The organism is Neisseria sp. KEM232 (assembly GCF_002237445.1).
Lineage (GTDB): Bacteria > Pseudomonadota > Gammaproteobacteria > Burkholderiales > Neisseriaceae > Neisseria.
The window spans coordinates 1,772,711-1,787,695 of record NZ_CP022527.1 but is presented as its reverse complement, the minus strand read 5'-3'; the positions used below and the strand labels follow the sequence as shown (position 1 = coordinate 1,787,695).

The 14,985-nt window shown below is 61.0% G+C and carries 12 protein-coding genes and 1 pseudogene; 8 read left to right on the top strand and 5 right to left on the bottom strand.

The window, feature by feature from the left end; translation table 11 throughout:
• Nucleotides 1-222: 222 nt before the first annotated feature.
• The 4 genes from trxB to prmB form a co-directional block, all read right to left on the bottom strand.
• A complete protein-coding gene (gene trxB / locus CGZ77_RS08800) occupies nt 223-1,170 on the bottom strand; it encodes a thioredoxin-disulfide reductase (protein ID WP_009426840.1) in 948 nt (315 codons plus the stop codon).
• 104 nt (nt 1,171-1,274) lie between these two features.
• Complete coding sequence (locus tag CGZ77_RS08795; protein WP_009426839.1) at nt 1,275-1,838, bottom strand: hypothetical protein; 564 nt, start codon at nt 1,836-1,838, stop codon at nt 1,275-1,277.
• A 120-nt stretch (nt 1,839-1,958) separates the two neighbouring features.
• Complete coding sequence (locus CGZ77_RS08790) at nt 1,959-3,773, bottom strand: SurA N-terminal domain-containing protein (RefSeq protein WP_009426838.1); 1,815 nt, start codon at nt 3,771-3,773, stop codon at nt 1,959-1,961.
• Nucleotides 3,774-4,196: 423 nt separating this feature from the next.
• Nucleotides 4,197-5,096: a 50S ribosomal protein L3 N(5)-glutamine methyltransferase gene (prmB, locus tag CGZ77_RS08785; RefSeq protein ID WP_009426835.1), complete on the bottom strand. Its 900-nt coding sequence runs from the start codon at nt 5,094-5,096 to the stop codon at nt 4,197-4,199.
• A gap of 144 nt (nt 5,097-5,240) precedes the next feature.
• Here prmB and CGZ77_RS08780 point away from each other — a divergent pair, with 144 nt between their 5' ends.
• The 4 genes from CGZ77_RS08780 to CGZ77_RS08765 all read left to right on the top strand — a co-directional run bounded on the left by CGZ77_RS08780 (nt 5,241) and on the right by CGZ77_RS08765 (nt 9,162).
• The gene (locus CGZ77_RS08780) at nt 5,241-6,650 is read left to right on the top strand and encodes a hypothetical protein (protein WP_009426834.1); all 1,410 of its coding nucleotides are present in this window, start codon (nt 5,241-5,243) and stop codon (nt 6,648-6,650) included.
• Between the two features lie 245 nt (nt 6,651-6,895).
• Nucleotides 6,896-8,281: a GntP family permease gene (locus CGZ77_RS08775; RefSeq protein WP_009426833.1), complete on the top strand. Its 1,386-nt coding sequence runs from the start codon at nt 6,896-6,898 to the stop codon at nt 8,279-8,281.
• 9 nt (nt 8,282-8,290) lie between these two features.
• A complete protein-coding gene (locus CGZ77_RS08770) occupies nt 8,291-8,809 on the top strand; it encodes a gluconokinase (protein ID WP_009426832.1) in 519 nt (172 codons plus the stop codon).
• A 77-nt stretch (nt 8,810-8,886) separates the two neighbouring features.
• Entirely contained in the window at nt 8,887-9,162 is a 276-nt protein-coding gene (locus tag CGZ77_RS08765; RefSeq protein ID WP_009426831.1) for a hypothetical protein, read from the top strand.
• A gap of 361 nt (nt 9,163-9,523) precedes the next feature.
• Here the strand turns inward: CGZ77_RS08765 and CGZ77_RS08760 are convergent.
• Nucleotides 9,524-9,766 (bottom strand): annotated as a pseudogene (locus tag CGZ77_RS08760) (IS1595 family transposase); the annotation flags it as partial.
• Nucleotides 9,767-9,932: 166 nt separating this feature from the next.
• Here CGZ77_RS08760 and CGZ77_RS08755 point away from each other — a divergent pair.
• The 4 genes from CGZ77_RS08755 (at nt 9,933) to CGZ77_RS08740 (ending at nt 14,786) form a co-directional block, all read left to right on the top strand.
• Nucleotides 9,933-10,310, top strand: coding sequence for a hypothetical protein (locus CGZ77_RS08755; protein WP_157058103.1), 378 nt, complete (start codon nt 9,933-9,935; stop codon nt 10,308-10,310).
• Between the two features lie 309 nt (nt 10,311-10,619).
• Nucleotides 10,620-11,768 (top strand): ATP phosphoribosyltransferase regulatory subunit, encoded by a 1,149-nt coding sequence (locus CGZ77_RS08750; protein ID WP_009425323.1) that lies wholly within the window; start codon nt 10,620-10,622, stop codon nt 11,766-11,768.
• Between the two features lie 141 nt (nt 11,769-11,909).
• Nucleotides 11,910-13,205: an adenylosuccinate synthase gene (locus CGZ77_RS08745; RefSeq protein ID WP_009425321.1), complete on the top strand. Its 1,296-nt coding sequence runs from the start codon at nt 11,910-11,912 to the stop codon at nt 13,203-13,205.
• A 381-nt stretch (nt 13,206-13,586) separates the two neighbouring features.
• Complete coding sequence (locus CGZ77_RS08740) at nt 13,587-14,786, top strand: sugar transporter (protein WP_009425318.1); 1,200 nt, start codon at nt 13,587-13,589, stop codon at nt 14,784-14,786.
• The last annotated feature ends 199 nt before the right edge of the window (nt 14,787-14,985 follow it).

Genomic DNA, 14,985 nt, shown 5'->3' with positions numbered 1-14,985 from the left:
CGGATGGTGGGTGGAGGCTGTCTGAAAAGGCTTTCGGGCTTTCAGACGGCCTGTACGGATTAGGGGCTGTTGACAATTGGTTTGCGAAGCGGGTTTTGCGTCAGAAAACAGCAGATGCAAGGCACAAACCGCAGCAAGGTTGGACACCTTGCGAGGATTTGCAACGCGGCAGATGCCGTTTTATGGCGGAAAAGCCGCCAAAACGCTGATTGTCAACACACCCTAATGTTGCCTGTCGAGCCAGCGTTCTGCGTCGAGGGCGGCCTGGCAGCCGGAGGCCGCGCTGGTGATGGCTTGGCGGTAGGTGTGGTCTTTCACGTCGCCCGCTGCCCATACGCCTTCGATGTTGGTTGCGCCGACATCGCCGCCGCTGCCGCCGCGCGTTTTGAGATAGCCGGTTTCGTCCATGTCGAGTTGGCCTTTGAAGATGTCGGTGTTGGGCTTGTGGCCGATGGCGATGAACACGCCTTTGACGGCGATGTCTTCGCTCGCACCGTTGTGAAACTTGATGCGCGCGCCGGTTACGCCGCTGTCGTCGCCGAGGATTTCTTCCAACACGGCATCGGTTTTCAGAATGATTTTGCCTTCTGCCACGCGCTGCATGAGTTTGTCGACCATGATTTTTTCGGCGCGGAAGCTGCTGCGGCGGTGGATAAGGGTAACGGTGTCGGCGATGTTGGCAAGGTAAAGGGCTTCTTCTACGGCGGTGTTGCCGCCGCCGACCACGGCGACGTGCTGCTGTTTGTAAAAGAATCCGTCGCAGGTGGCGCAGGCGGATACGCCGCGTCCGGCAAAGGCTTCTTCACTGGGCAGGCCGAGGTATTTGGCCGATGCGCCGGTGGCGATGATGAGCGCGTCGCAGGTGTATGTGCCTGTGTCGCCGGTGAGGGTGAACGGACGGTTTTGCAAATCGACGGTGTGGATTTGGTCGAAAACCATTTCCGTACCGAAACGCTCGGCGTGGGTTTGGAAACGCGCCATCAGCTCGGGGCCCTGCACGCCTTCGGCATCGGCCGGCCAGTTGTCCACTTCGGTGGTGGTCATGAGCTGGCCGCCCTGTTCGATGCCGGTGATGATGACGGGCTTGAGGTTGGCGCGGGCGGCGTAAACGGCGGCGGTGTAGCCTGCGGGGCCGGAGCCGAGGATGATGAGTTTGTGGTGTTGGGACATGGGTTTCCTTTCGTTGCACCTGCATGACGGAGGCCGCCTGAAAAGGCGGTTTCTCTTTCAGACGGCCTCAATGTGTAAAAAACGCTTTGAGGCCGTCTGAACGTTTATCTGCGGCGGCGGCCGCCGAAGAATCCGCCGCTGCGGCGCTGCGGGCGGTAGTTGGGCTGGGCGCGGTCAGTGGGGCGGTAGGCGCCGGCCTGTTGTCCTGCGGGGCGGCTCGGACGCAGGGAGGACGGCACGTTGGGGCGTTTGCCTTTGTATTGCTGCTCGTAGCGGCTGCGTACCTGCTGCGTGGCGGGGGTGACGGGGGCGCGGCTGAACCGGTTGGCCAGCGCGTTGCCGATAAACGCGCCTGCGGCCGCGCCGACCAGGCTTTGCAGCAGCCAGTTGCCGCTGGAATGGTCGTAAACATACTGCTGGCCGTCGCTGCCGGTAACGGTTTCGCCGTTTTTGCCTTTTTCCTGCGCTTCGGCCGACAGGGTTTCGTTTACCGCGTCGGGGTTGAGCCGGTAGACGGTTTGGTCGGCGGCGGAAGCGGCCTGCGCCTGCAATTGGGCGATTTGCTGCTGCTGGTCTTTGAGCTGCTGTTCGAGTTCGGCCTGCCTGTCGTTGCCGCAGGCGGCGAGGGAGAGGGCGGCAAGGGCGGGAAGGATGTAGCGGGTTTTCATACGGGTTCCTTGTCGTGAGTTATGGGAATGTGCGCCTCCATATAGGGCGCGGCGGCGGGGAAATCAAGGCCGTCTGAAAACGGGCGCGGCAGATGCGGCGCTTTCAGACGGCCTCAGGCGCTATTGTCCCGACGATTCGAGTTTCTGGTGTCCCTGTTTCAGCTTGATTTTGCTTTTCAGATAGTCCAGCAGGCTCGAATACATGCGGATGGCGCTCTGCTGCGCGATTTGTTTGCGGACGAGGTTTTTCTCCTCCGCGCTTGCCTGCGGCACGGTCACCGACTGCACTTCCATCAGCACGGGCACGGGCAGGCCTTCGAGCAGGGCGTAGGCCGGTTTGCCCTCTGCCGGGCGGGCTTTGGCCAGTGCGGCGAGTGCCTGCGGCGGCAGACGCATGCGGGCGTCGGCGGCGCTCAGGGTTTCGACGGGCGACCAGGCCAGCTCGGGTTTGCCGCCTTTTTGCAGCTCGGCCAGCAGTTTTTTGCCCTGCTCCTGCGCGGCTTTGGCCGATTCGCTGTTGAGGTAGGCGGCGCGCACTTCTTCTTTTGCCTGCTCAAACGAGGGCGTGCTCTCTTCGCGGGTTTCGCTTGCGCGTACCACCCAGTAACCTTCGCCCACGGCGATCGGGTCGGAATTGTGTTTTTTCTTGAACACTTCGTCGCCGAACAGGGCTTCCACCAAATCGGCGGGCAGCTGCGCCTGCTGCGCTTTGTCTTTGGTCAGCCAGTCGCCGCCTTCTTTTACCGGCAGGCCGGTTTTCTCGGCGGCGGCTTTCAGGCTGTCGGGCGAATCGAAGGCGGCCTGTTGCAGGATTTCGCGTGTTTTCGCCAGCGTCTGCCGCGCTTTCTGCCGTTTCAGATCGGCTTCGATCTGCGCTTTGGCTTCGTCGAAGCTTTCCGAGCCGCGGACGTTGTCGATGTGCACGATGTGGAAGCCTTCGTCGGTTTCCACCAGCTCTGTCGCGCCTTTGCCGAGTTTGGCAACGGCGGCTTTGAAGGCTTCGGGCAGCGGCGTGTCTTTGCCGATTGCGCCGAGGCTGCCGCCTGTCTGCGCCGTGCCTTCGTCCTGCGAGTATTTGCGCGCCAGTTCTGCGAAGGTGTCGGGCGCGGCTTTGGCTTCGGCCAGCACTTTTTCCGCTTCGGCCTTCACGGCGGCTTTGTCCGCTGCGGCGGCTTTAAACATGATGTGCGACACTTCGCGTTGCGCTTCGGCGGCTTTCTGCCGCTCGTCGAAGGCTTTTTTCACTTCGTCTTCGCCCACGGTCTGTTTGTCGGCCAGCGCGTCGGCGGAAAGTTCGATGTATTGGAATTTCACAGCCTGCGGGCGGACGTATTTGCTTTTGTCTTTGTCGTAATAGGCTTTGAGCGCGGCATCGTCGGCCTTCACTTGCGCGGCGAAGTTTTTCGGGTCGAGTATCACGGTGCGCACGGTGCGGTCGGCCAGCACGGTTTCGGCGTAACGCGTGTATTGCGCGTCGGTGACGATGTTGCCGTTGGCGGCGAGATTGACGAGGTTTTGCAGCTGGAACTGGCGGCGCAGGGTGTTGAGGAACTGTTCTTCGTTCATGCCGCTCTGTTGCAGAAAGCTGCGGAATTTCGCTTCGTTGAAGCGGCCGTTTTCGTCGTGGAAGCCCGGATCGTCGACGATCACCTGTTTCAGCTGCGCGTCGGACACGGCGATGCCCATCATTTTCGCGCCCTCAGTGAGGAAGGCGCGTTCGGTCAGCACGGTCAGGGCGTCTTGCGGGCTGCCCAGTTTTTCGTCGCGCTGCGCCTGCTGCACGCTTTGGGTGCTGATTTTTTCGCCGCCGACTTTGACGATATAGTCCGATCCTGCGGCGATGATGCCGCCCGCGCCGAAGCCGACGAAGGTGAGCGCAATCAGACCCAGCAGGATTTTGGCCGGGCCGCGGTATTTTTCTACGGTGGAAAACATGGTGTGAATGCCGGTTGTGTAGGTAAAAAAAGGGCGCCATTGTAACCGATTTCGCCTGCGCCAGAAACACGGGAAAAGGCCGTCTGAAAAGCCTGTTTCGGGCTTTCAGACGGCCTTTTGCCCGGGCGGGCGGCGGCGGCTTTTGGGCTGCATCAATCAGAGAAAATTTCAAAAAGTCCGCCCGGACAGGTTCACCCTGCCCTGCTCCGCTCCGGTTTTCAGACGGCCTCAATCGGGCAAAGGCCGTCTAAAAGCAGCCTAGGGTCTGTTGGCATTCAACTTGCGGGACGGTTTTTTGAGTAAAAAATGCCCGAATGCAAGGAAAAAAGCACAGCAAGTTTGGACACCTTGCGGGCATTTTTGACGAGGCAGGCGGGTATTTTTTGCCAAAAACACCGCCGCAACGCCGATTGTCAACAGACCCTAGTACCCGCCCAAAAGCTGTTCGCGGGTAAGCAGGAAGACGAAGCCGTCGCCGCCACTCGTTTCCAGCCAGGTGAAGGGCAGCTCGGGATAGGCGGCTTCGAGTTCGGCGCGGTTGTGGCCGATTTCCACCAGCAGCACGCCGTGCGGGTTGAGGAATTTGGCGGCGTGCAGCAGGATTTGCCGCGTGGCGTCGAGGCCGTCTTCGCCGCTGCCGAGCGAAAGTTCCGGCTCGTGCAGGTATTCGGGCGGCAGTTCGGCGACGGATTCGGCGTCGACGTAGGGCGGGTTGGAGACAATCAGGTCGTATGTGCCGTCCAAGCCCTCGAACAGGTCGGTGTGTATCAGGTTGACGCGCTCTTCGAGGCCGTAGTCTTCCACATTGACGGCGGCCACTTCCAGCGCGTCGAGGCTGATGTCGGCGGCGTCGACCACGGCGTCGGGATAATGGAAGGCCGCCTGAACGGCCAGACAGCCGCTGCCGGTACACAAATCGAGCACGTTGTGGACGAGTTCGTCGTATTCGATCCACGGCCGCAGCGGCTCGCCCAGCAGTTCGGCAATAAAGGAGCGCGGCACAATCACGCGCTCGTCGACGTAAAAATCAAAATCGCCCTGCCGCGCGTGGTGCGTCAGATAGGACACGGGCAGACGCTCTTTCACGCGCCGTTCCATCAGGCCGAGGAGCTCCTCTTTTTCAGACGGCGTCAGACGCGCATCGAGATAGGGTTCGAGCACGTCCAGCGGCAGATTGAGCGTGTGCAGAATCAGATAGGCGGCCTCGTCGTGGGCGTTGTCACTACCGTGGCCGAAAAAAAGCCCCGCTTCGTTAAAGCGGCTGACGGCGAAACGCAGCAGGTCGCGCACGGTGAAAAGGTGTTCGGCGGCTTGGGTGAACATGGTTGGCCTCGCGTTAAAAAAGGCGCGGATTATACCGCAAGGCCGCCGCGGCGGGTTTCAGACGGCCTCAGCCCGCCGCTGGACAAGGGGCTTTACATTTTGCATAATCCGTAAAATTTTGTTTGATTGTTTAAAGGAAAACCGATGAAACCCCTGTTTCTCGCCGCCGCGCTGGCCGCCCTCGGCCTGAGCGGATGCAGCAGCACCGGCGGCAAAACGCCGCAGGAAATGGTGGCGTATTCCATGGAGCGCAGCCTGTCGAAAGACTACAGCTACAATTTTTCCGCCGAAGCGCGCGTGTCGCTCACCGGCCAAAAAGACGGACTTGCCCCCAAAACGGCGCAAAAAATCACCGAAGACACGGCCAAAAAGCGGGAAACACTGGAAAAACTGCTTGCCGACGGCAAAGTGCCCGAAGACGAGCACGTTTGGGTCGTCATGGCCGAAGCGGCCAACCTCCAACCGGGCAGCCTGGCCTACCGCGCCATCTCCCAAATCACCGACCCGCTGGCCGCCTCGCCCGCCGCCCATTCCTATTTCGACAAAAGCCGTCTGAAAGCCGAAGGCGCGGTGGACATGGCGGCGGGGAAAATCGAAATCGTGCCCGAAATCGCCGTCAAAGGCCGCAACGAAAGCCTGAACATCCGCATGCCCGTGCTGCTGGACACAAAAGACATGTCGGCCATTGTCGAGCTGCCCGAATCGGTTGCCACCGCCATGTCGCTGACGGTTGGCGAAAAAACCGCCAAGCGCCTGCAAACCCTGCCGATGCGCTTCACGCTGCAAGACATCGACGATACAAACGAATGGGCGAAACTGCCCGTTAAATCAGCGGCCAAAGCCCTGTTTGCCGCCGCCTACCGCAGCTACGCCGATATGCCCGAAGGCACTTACACCGCCCTGCCGCTCGACGCCTACGGCCGCAGCATCGGCGCTGCCTACCGCATCGGCTACCGCGAAGACAAAGCCTTTGTCAACGCCTACACCGCCAACCTCTACAAACACTTCTCCGCCGAACTTACCCGTTTGGAAAAAGAAGCCCCCGAAACGGGCATTTCCGCCGAAGGCTACAAAGCCGTGCACGAACAGGCTGCGCAGCTGAACCGCATCTTTGCCGAAGGCTGGATGCTGCCGGAAGACGCCGATACCGACAGCGAATCCGTGCGCTCCGAAGTCGAACGCTACCGCCGTCTCAAAGACAAATACGGCCGGATGGCGCCGGTCGAAGACATGATCTGGCAGGTCGACATCTATCTCGACAGCAAAGGCCGCTTTGTCGGCCAGCGCCGCTACACGCAGATCAACGGCAAAGAAAACGCCTTCAATATCGACATGACGCTCAGAATGTACAACTTCGGCAAACCGAAATTCACCTTCCGCCCCGATCCCGCGCAAACCGTCAGCATGAAAGAATATGCCGACGCACTCGCCGAACGGCGTAAGAGCCGCCACGGCAACAGCGCCGACACCCGGGCAGGAAATGCCTATCCCGCCTCCCCGTGCGCCACTTACACGAAAAAACACAAACAATCCGCCGGCTGCGCCAAACGCTGAACCGGGCTGTAAAGGCCGTCTGAAAGCGCAGATTCGACACAGCCGAAACCGCACTTTCAGATGGCCTTCCAAACGCGGCACCACTGATGCGGCGGCCGTAGCCAACCCGTCCGATGTGTAAACATCGTGCCGCTTTTGCTTCAATTTGCGCCGCTTTGTGTTATCGTTGCGAAAATTCCGGCAATATTATTTTCAAACCCTTTCTCCAACATCCTATCCAATCACTTAAAAAAGGTAGCTTCACAATGGAAAACTGGTCGCAAACACTGGGAGCAGGCACGCTCCTGGGCATTGCCGCGGGCGCGGTATTGCTGATTTTGCTGCTCATCGTCAAATTCCGCATCCACGCCCTGCTGACCCTGATTATCGTCAGCCTGCTCACCGCGCTGGCCACCGGTTTGCCGGTCAACCACATCGTCAACGACGTGCTGGTGAAAAACTTCGGCGGCACGCTCGGCGGCGTCGCCCTGCTGGTCGGCCTGGGCGCGATGCTCGGGCGGCTGGTGGAAACCTCGGGCGGCGCGCAGTCGCTGGCCGACGCGCTGGTGCGCGCCTTCGGCGAAAAACGCGCGCCCTTCGCGCTGGGCGTCGCCTCGCTGATTTTCGGTTTCCCCATTTTCTTCGACGCCGGGCTGATGGTAATGCTGCCCATCGTTTTCGCCACCGCGCGGCGCATGAAAGCCGAAGTGCTGCCCTACGCCATGGCCTCCATCGGCGCGTTCTCCGTGATGCACGTCTTCCTGCCGCCGCACCCCGGCCCGATTGCCGCCGCCGAGTTTTACGGCGCGAACATCGGACAGGTGCTGATGGTCGGCCTGCCCGTCGCCGTCATTTCCTGGTATTTCAGCGGCTATCTGCTGGGCAAAGTACTCGGCCGCACCATCCATGTGCCCGTGCCAGACTTCCTCAGCGGCGGCGCGCAGGACAACGACCAACCCAAAACCCCCGCCCCCGCGTCCACCGTTATCGGCATCCTGCTGATTCCCATGGTGCTGATTTTCCTCAACACCGGCTTGGCCACCCTCATCAGCAAAAAAGCGGTTGATGCGGGCGAAACCTGGGTACAGATGCTGCAAATGATCGGTTCGACCCCCGTCGCCCTGCTGATTTCCGTGCTGGCCGCCATGATCGTGCTCGGCCGCAAACGCGGCGAACAGGCTTCGGCTCTGGAAAAAACCATAGACGGCGCACTCGGCCCCGTCTGCTCCGTCATCCTCATCACCGGCGCGGGCGGCATGTTCGGCGGCGTATTGCGCGCCTCGGGCATCGGCAAAGCGCTGGCCGACAGCATGGCCGACCTCGGCATCCCCGTTTTGCTCGGCTGCTTCCTCGTCGCCCTTGCCCTGCGTATCGCCCAAGGCTCGGCCACCGTCGCCCTCACCACCGCCGCCGCCCTGATGGCGCCCGCCGTGGCCGCCGCAGGCTTTAACGACTGGCAGCTTGCCTGCGTCGTCCTCGCCACTGCCGCAGGATCGGTCGGATGCAGCCACTTCAACGACTCGGGCTTCTGGCTGGTCGGCAAACTGCTCGACATGGACGTGCCCACCACCCTGAAAACCTGGACGGTCAACCAAACCCTGATCGCCGCCATCGGCTTCGCCCTGTCCGCAGCCGCCTTCGCCGTGTTTTAAGGAGCAGACATGACGGTACACTTTGTCATCATGGGCGTGTGCGGCAGCGGCAAAACCACCGCCGCCCAAGCCCTGCAAAAACAGCTCCGAGGCTGCCCCTACGCCGAAGGCGACGACTTCCACACCCAGGCCAACCGCGACAAAATGGGCGCAGGCATCCCGCTGACCGACGCCGACCGCGCCCCCTGGCTCGAAAGCCTGCGCGGCTGGATGGACGCACAGGCGCAGGCGGACGCGGCCTACTCCGTCGTCACCTGCTCCGCCCTCAAACACATCTACCGCGACATCCTGCGCGGCGCCGAAGGCCGCGTCGCCTTCATCCACCTCGCCCCGCCGCACGATGTCAACCTGCGCCGCATGACCGCGCGCAAAGGCCACTACATGAAAGCGGGCATGCTCGATTCGCAACTGGAAATACTCGAAGAGCTCTCGGCAGACGAATACGGCGTCAAAATCGTCAACGGCGGCACCCCCGCCGAAGCCGCAGCCGCCATCGCCGACTGGCTCGGCCGCGAAAACCTCGTCTGACGCCGCACACAAAAAAGGCCGTCTGAAAAACCGTGGCACAAACGGCTTTCAGACGGCCTTTTATCAGGAGTCCGCCCGTGAACACCCCCTTTCCCGACCGGTTCGACGAACTGGCACAGCTCGAAGCCGAAGCCAAAGGCGTTTTGTCCGATTTTCCACTCATCATCAACGGCCGCGAAACCCGTTTCACCTTTTACGATCCGGCGCGCCTGCGACAGGACATCGAAGCCGAAAGCGGCAACCCCTATATCCGCATCGGCAACCTCGTCGTCCTGCCCCGCGTCAGCAAAGAAAACATCCTGCTGTTTGTTCAAGACCTGTCCGAAGCTGACGCAGACGGAAAGGCCGTCTGAAAAACGGCGGCGGCTGAAACTGTAAAAACAGCCCGAAACCCGCCGCCATGTGCCGCTTCGCCCCCTCCCCTGCGCTCACGCGGGGGAGGGTTGGGGAGGGGGTGGCATTTCGCAGAAATGCTTTTACTGCCGCAGTTCCCGCAAAAGTTGCCGCAGCGGCGCAAGTCCCCACCCTAGCCCTCCCCCGCGCGGGCGGGGGAGGGAATCAGGGAGCGGCGGCAAAGGGGCAAACGGCCTGAAAGCAAAACGGTGGCCGTCTGAAAAACGGTGGCCGTCTGAAAAACGGTGGCCGTCTGAAAAACGGTGGCCGTCTGAAAAACGGTGGCCGTCTGAAAAACGGTGGCCGTCTGAAAAACGGTGGCCGGCCTTTGCGGTGTCCGCCAAAATAACTCTCGTCCAACTCAATTGAGCCGCCAAAAACCGTATCGGCTTCCAATGAAAGATGATGGCTGATGACTTCGCGAATCTTGCGGTAAAACAGCACTGCCGAATTGGGGTGGATGCCCAATAAATCAGCTGCCGAACGGGCAGTAACTTCGAGTACAAAAAACTGAAGCAGTTTCTTTTGAATACTCTTTTTTAGTTTACAACGGGTTATCTTCATTTTTGCAGTCTAACATGACTGCTTATCTAGTACAGCCCCTTTGTTTATGTCTATTCGGAAGTTTTTTTAATTTCATTGCAACATTGATTATGGATAAAAAAATAAAAAATACAAAATCTTACGGGTTTCTCTTGTTTCGGCTTTGCTGGCTGCGCCGGCAGTTGTTGTGGCGGAAGAAGTTTATGAATTCGGCAGGGGTATCAGCCAAACGGAAGGGGCGTCCTTCCGTGAATCGGGAGTGGTGGAAAACGGGGCGGAGCGTTCCCGGTATTTGAACGAAAGGGCGCAGCAAACCAAAGCGTTTGTGCAGTCGCCCCCGCGCAAAACAAGCGTCCGCGACAATGCGGCGCAGAACAAAAAGCCCGGCAAGCAGGCCAAGAAAAAACAGTCCGAAGAATATTTCGGCAGCAAAAAATGGGAAGCGGACGCTCGGCGCAGTTTCCGTAATGAAATGAAAAAACGCGAGGCAGAACGTGAGGCCGGGCGCAGTCTAGTATCTCAATGTATTAAGCAGACCGTCAGCCAAAGAAAACAGGCCGTCTGAAAAGGGTTTTAACTTCGTTGAAGCCGCGTTTTCAGACGACCTCAACCGTTTTCGCGATGCCCGCATGCTGCGGGCGGCCCGGTTTGCCCATTCCGCGCCGCCGCCGAAACGGTAGCGGGGCAGGGCGGTTTGAGGCCGTTTAAAAAGCCCGTTTCCCGCCTTTCAGACGGCCTCAGTCCCGCCCCTGTCTGCCCCGCTTAACGATGGAAAAGCAAACTGCACAAGCTGTTTTTTTATGTTAAAGTGCGGCTTTAAAAACAACGCAGACGCAGGTCTTACGGCCGCTTTTTTTATGCGTCGTCCACTACTATGCAGTCTTGGCAGCTACCCGAATACGTCGCCGACATCCTGCCCACCGGGGCGCGGCAGCTTGAAAGCGCGAAAGAAAAAATCCTCGCCCTGTTCCGCTCGCACGGCTACGAACTCGTGCATCCGCCGCTGATGGAATACAGCCGCTCGCTGCTCACCCATATCGACTCCGGCCTTTCTCTCAAAACCGTCCGCGTCACCGACCAAATCAGCGGCCGCCAGCTCGGCATCCGCGCCGACATCACGCCGCAGGTCGCCCGCATCGACGCCCACCTCCTCTCGTCCAACCAAGGCATCAACCGTCTGTGCTACGCAGGCTCGGTGCTGCACGCCCGCCCCGAAGGCTTTTTAAACACCCGCGAACCTTTGCAGGTGGGCGCGGAGCTTTACGGCTACGGCGGCATCGAAGCCGACATCGAAATCATCGGCCTGATGCTCGACAGCCTGAATACCGCCGATTTCGGCGACGTTTTGCTCTCGCTCGGCCACATCGGCGTTTTCCGCGCCCTCTCCGCCGCCGCAGGGCTGGACGCGCAGCAGTCGGAAACCCTGCTCGAGCTGATGCAGGACAAAGACGGCGCCGCCGTCGCAGGCCGTCTGAAAGAATGGCGGCTCGACGGCATGTGGCAGAAAGCCCTCGCCCTCTTGCCCGCGCTCTACGGCGGCCGCGAAATCCTCGCCGCCGCGCGGCAGAAACTGCCCGAACTCTCCGCCGTCAGCCGCGCCCTCGACGAACTCGAAGCCGTGTGCGCCGCCTTCCCGCAGCAGCGCGTCCACATCGATTTGGCCGAGCTGCGCGTCGACAACTACCACAGCGGCCTGCTCTACGCCGCCTACGGCAGCGGCGGCCATGATGCGGTAGCTCGCGGCGGCCGTTACGACGGCTTGGGCGTCCACTTCGGCCGCGCCCGCCCCGCCACCGGTTTCAGCTTCGATTTGCGCAAATTCCTCGGACGCCTGCCGCAAAACGAGCGCCGTCCCGCTATTTCCGTCGCCCTGGCCGACGCGGCCGAAGCCGCCGAAGCTGTCGCACAGTTGCGCGCGGCGGGTGAAACCGTCGTTATCGACTACGGTCTGCCCTCCAACAGCAGCAGCGGCAGCACGCGCCGCCTGCAAAAACAAAACGGCGTGTGGACGGTCACGGAATAGGGCAGACCCGATACGGCGTTTTCAGACGGCCTCCAAGCACGCAGCATCAGGCCGTCTGAAAAGCCAAGCAAGCAGCACATTTCCAGCGGCCGCCTTTTTCAGACGGCCTCCCGTTTTCCCCTCATTTAAGGCAAACACAATATGGCACAAAACGTAGTAGTCGTCGGCTCGCAGTGGGGCGACGAAGGCAAAGGCAAAATCGTAGACTGGCTGGCCGAGCAGAGCAGCGGCGTCGTCCGCTTCCAGGGCGGCCACAACGCCGGGCACACCCTCGTCGTCGGCGGCAAAAAAACCATCCTCCGCCTGATACCCAGCGGCATCCTGCACGAAAAACTCGACTGCTTTATCGGCTCGGGCGTCGTCGTTTCACCCGAAGCCCTGTTGGGCGAAATCGACGAGCTCACCGCCGCCGGCGTGAAAAACGTCGAAGGCCGTCTGAAAATCGCCCCCACCGCCACCCTTATCCTGCCCTACCACATCGCCCTCGACCAAGCGCGCGAAGCCTCGAAGGGCGACCAGAAAATCGGCACCACCGGCCGCGGCATCGGCCCGGCCTACGAAGACAAAGTTGCCCGCCGCGCCGTACGCGCCGTCGACCTTTTCGACTGCGGCAAACTGGCGGAAAAAGTCCGCGCCAACGTCGAACTCTACAACATCCAGCTGCAACACCTGCACGGCGCCGCGCCCGTCTCCTACGAAGACATCATGGCGAAAATCGAAGGCTTCAAAGACCGCATCCTGCCGATGATTCACGACGTCGCCCGCACGCTCTACGAAAAAAACGCGCGCGGCGAACACCTGCTGTTTGAAGGCGCGCAGGGCACGCTGCTCGATATCGACTACGGCACTTATCCCTTCGTCACCTCGTCCAACTGCTCTGCCGGCGCCGCCGCCCCCGGCGCGGGTGTGCCGCCGCATATGCTCGACTACGTGCTGGGCATCGTCAAAGCCTACACCACCCGCGTCGGCTCGGGTCCGTTCCCGACCGAGCTCTTCGACGAAGTGGGTGAGGGTTTGGCCGAGCGCGGCCACGAGTTCGGCTCGGTCACCGGCCGTCCGCGCCGCTGCGGCTGGTTCGACGCCGCCGCCCTCAAACGCTCCATCCAAATCAACGGCATCACCGGCATGTGCATCACCAAGCTCGACGTGATGGACGGCATCGAAGAAATCAAAATCTGCGTCGGCTACGAATTTGAAGGCAATCGCACCGACATCCTGCCCTTCGGCGCGGACGCCGTCGCCAAATGCGTGCCCGTGTACGAAACCCTGCCCGGCTGGACGGAATCTACCTTCGGCGTGACCGAATACGACGCGCTGCCGGAAAACGCCCGCCGCTATCTCAAACGCATCGAAGAGGTGTGCGGCGCACCCGTCGCCATCATCTCCACCGGCCCCGACCGCGAGCAGACTATTCTGCTGCAACACCCGTTTGCCTGAATGTATAGTGAGTCAACACGGAAATCTACGGCGTTGCTGCGCCTTGTCGTACTACTTGTACTGTCTGCGGCTTGCTGCCTTGTATCTTTCCATGTTGTTTCACTATAAAGGCAAGAGGCCGTCTGAAAGCGCGAAAACAGGCTTTCAGACGGCCTTTCGCGTGGTATGAACACGCCGCGCCGCCATATTTGCCAAACGTTCGGACGGTCTGCCAACAACGTCATTCCCGCGCAGGCGGGAATCTTGTTTGAGATCCGCCGATTTCCGACAAAACAATCCGTTGCCGAAATTCCTGAAAGATTCCCGCCTGCGCGGGAATGACGCCGTTTGTTGTTTTAGGCCGTCTGAAATCACACCATACACCCAACCCCGAAAGCCCCCATGCCCAACAGCGAATCCGCCCGCTGGCTCAGCGTCTTCGCCCTTGCCTGCGCCGCCTTTATCTTCAACACCACCGAATTCATCCCCGTCGCCCTGCTCAGCGACATCGGTGCCGGTTTTGCCATGAAACCCGCCGACACCGGCATCATGATTACCGTCTACGCCTGGGTCGTCGCCCTGATGTCGCTGCCGCTGATGCTCGCTACCCGCAACACCGAACGGCGCGGCCTGCTGCTCGTGCTGTTTGCCGTGTTCTCCGCCGCCCACGTGCTGTCGTATTTTGCACAGAGTTTCGCCGTGCTGCTCGCCTCGCGCGTCGCCGTCGCCCTGACCCACGCCCTGTTCTGGTCGATTACCGCCGCGCTGGCCGTGCGCGTCGCACCGCAGGGCAAGGGCAACCAGGCGCTCGGCATTTTGAGCACCGGCACCGTGCTGGCGATGGTGCTCGGCATCCCGCTGGGGCGGCTGGCGGGCAACGCCTACGGCTGGCGGCTCAGCTTCCTGCTTATCGGCCTGGCCGCCGTGCCCGTCGCCCTCGTGCTGGCGAAAAGCCTGCCCAGGCTGCCCAGCGCCAACACCGGCTCGCTCGACAGCCTGCCCGTGCTGGCCAAACGCAAAAGCCTGATGCTGCTCTACGCCTTCACCATCCTGATGATCACCGCCCATTTCACCGCATACAGCTACATCGAACCCTTCGCCCTGCAAAGCGCGCGTTTCGCCCCGCAGCAGGCCACCCTGCTGCTCCTGGTATACGGCGCAGCGGGCTTTGCCGGATCGTATCTTTTCGGACGGTATTTCAGCCGCAATGCCCGCGTTTTCTTCGCCGCAGGCACCGCCGCCACGGCCGCCGCCATGTTCCTGCTGCTGCCCCTGTCTGCCCCCGCCTGGCTGCTGATGGCGCTGTGCTTCTTCTGGGGCATCGTGATTACCGCCCTGAGCCTCGCCATGATTTCGCGCGTGCTGCACTTTGCCGCCGACGCCACCGACGTCGCCAGCTCCATCTACTCCTCGCTGTTCAACGTCGGCATAGGCGGCGGCGCCCTGTTCGGCCGCTACGCCGCCCAATGGTTCGGCCTGAACAACATCGGCTACGCAGGCGGCAGCCTCGCCGCCCTCGCCCTGCTTCTGGCGCTGGTGTTGGTGAAACAGCCCGACTTCGCCGACGCGCCGCAGGGGAAAACGGACGCGGAGGCCGTCTGAAAGTGCGGTTTCAACGGAGCTGGAAAACGGATTGGGGGCTTTCAGACGGCCTTTCGCGCCCCCGCACGGTTTCCGACAAAACCCAAAAAAACGCGTTCGCCGTTGTGTGCACGTCCTGCACAAAAACGGTTTGAGACCGTCTGAAAGCCCGTAAAACGGTGTTTCAGACGGCCTCAATCGTGCCGCTTAATGCCTGCGG

Coding starts and splice junctions, on each gene's coding strand:
- trxB (WP_009426840.1), bottom strand. CDS start 1,170: ATGTCCCAACACCACAAACTCATCATCCTCGGCTCCGGCCCCGCAGGC.
- CGZ77_RS08795 (WP_009426839.1), bottom strand. CDS start 1,838: ATGAAAACCCGCTACATCCTTCCCGCCCTTGCCGCCCTCTCCCTCGCC.
- CGZ77_RS08790 (WP_009426838.1), bottom strand. CDS start 3,773: ATGTTTTCCACCGTAGAAAAATACCGCGGCCCGGCCAAAATCCTGCTG.
- prmB (WP_009426835.1), bottom strand. CDS start 5,096: ATGTTCACCCAAGCCGCCGAACACCTTTTCACCGTGCGCGACCTGCTG.
- CGZ77_RS08780 (WP_009426834.1), top strand. CDS start 5,241: ATGAAACCCCTGTTTCTCGCCGCCGCGCTGGCCGCCCTCGGCCTGAGC.
- CGZ77_RS08775 (WP_009426833.1), top strand. CDS start 6,896: ATGGAAAACTGGTCGCAAACACTGGGAGCAGGCACGCTCCTGGGCATT.
- CGZ77_RS08770 (WP_009426832.1), top strand. CDS start 8,291: ATGACGGTACACTTTGTCATCATGGGCGTGTGCGGCAGCGGCAAAACC.
- CGZ77_RS08750 (WP_009425323.1), top strand. CDS start 10,620: ATGCAGTCTTGGCAGCTACCCGAATACGTCGCCGACATCCTGCCCACC.
- CGZ77_RS08745 (WP_009425321.1), top strand. CDS start 11,910: ATGGCACAAAACGTAGTAGTCGTCGGCTCGCAGTGGGGCGACGAAGGC.
- CGZ77_RS08740 (WP_009425318.1), top strand. CDS start 13,587: ATGCCCAACAGCGAATCCGCCCGCTGGCTCAGCGTCTTCGCCCTTGCC.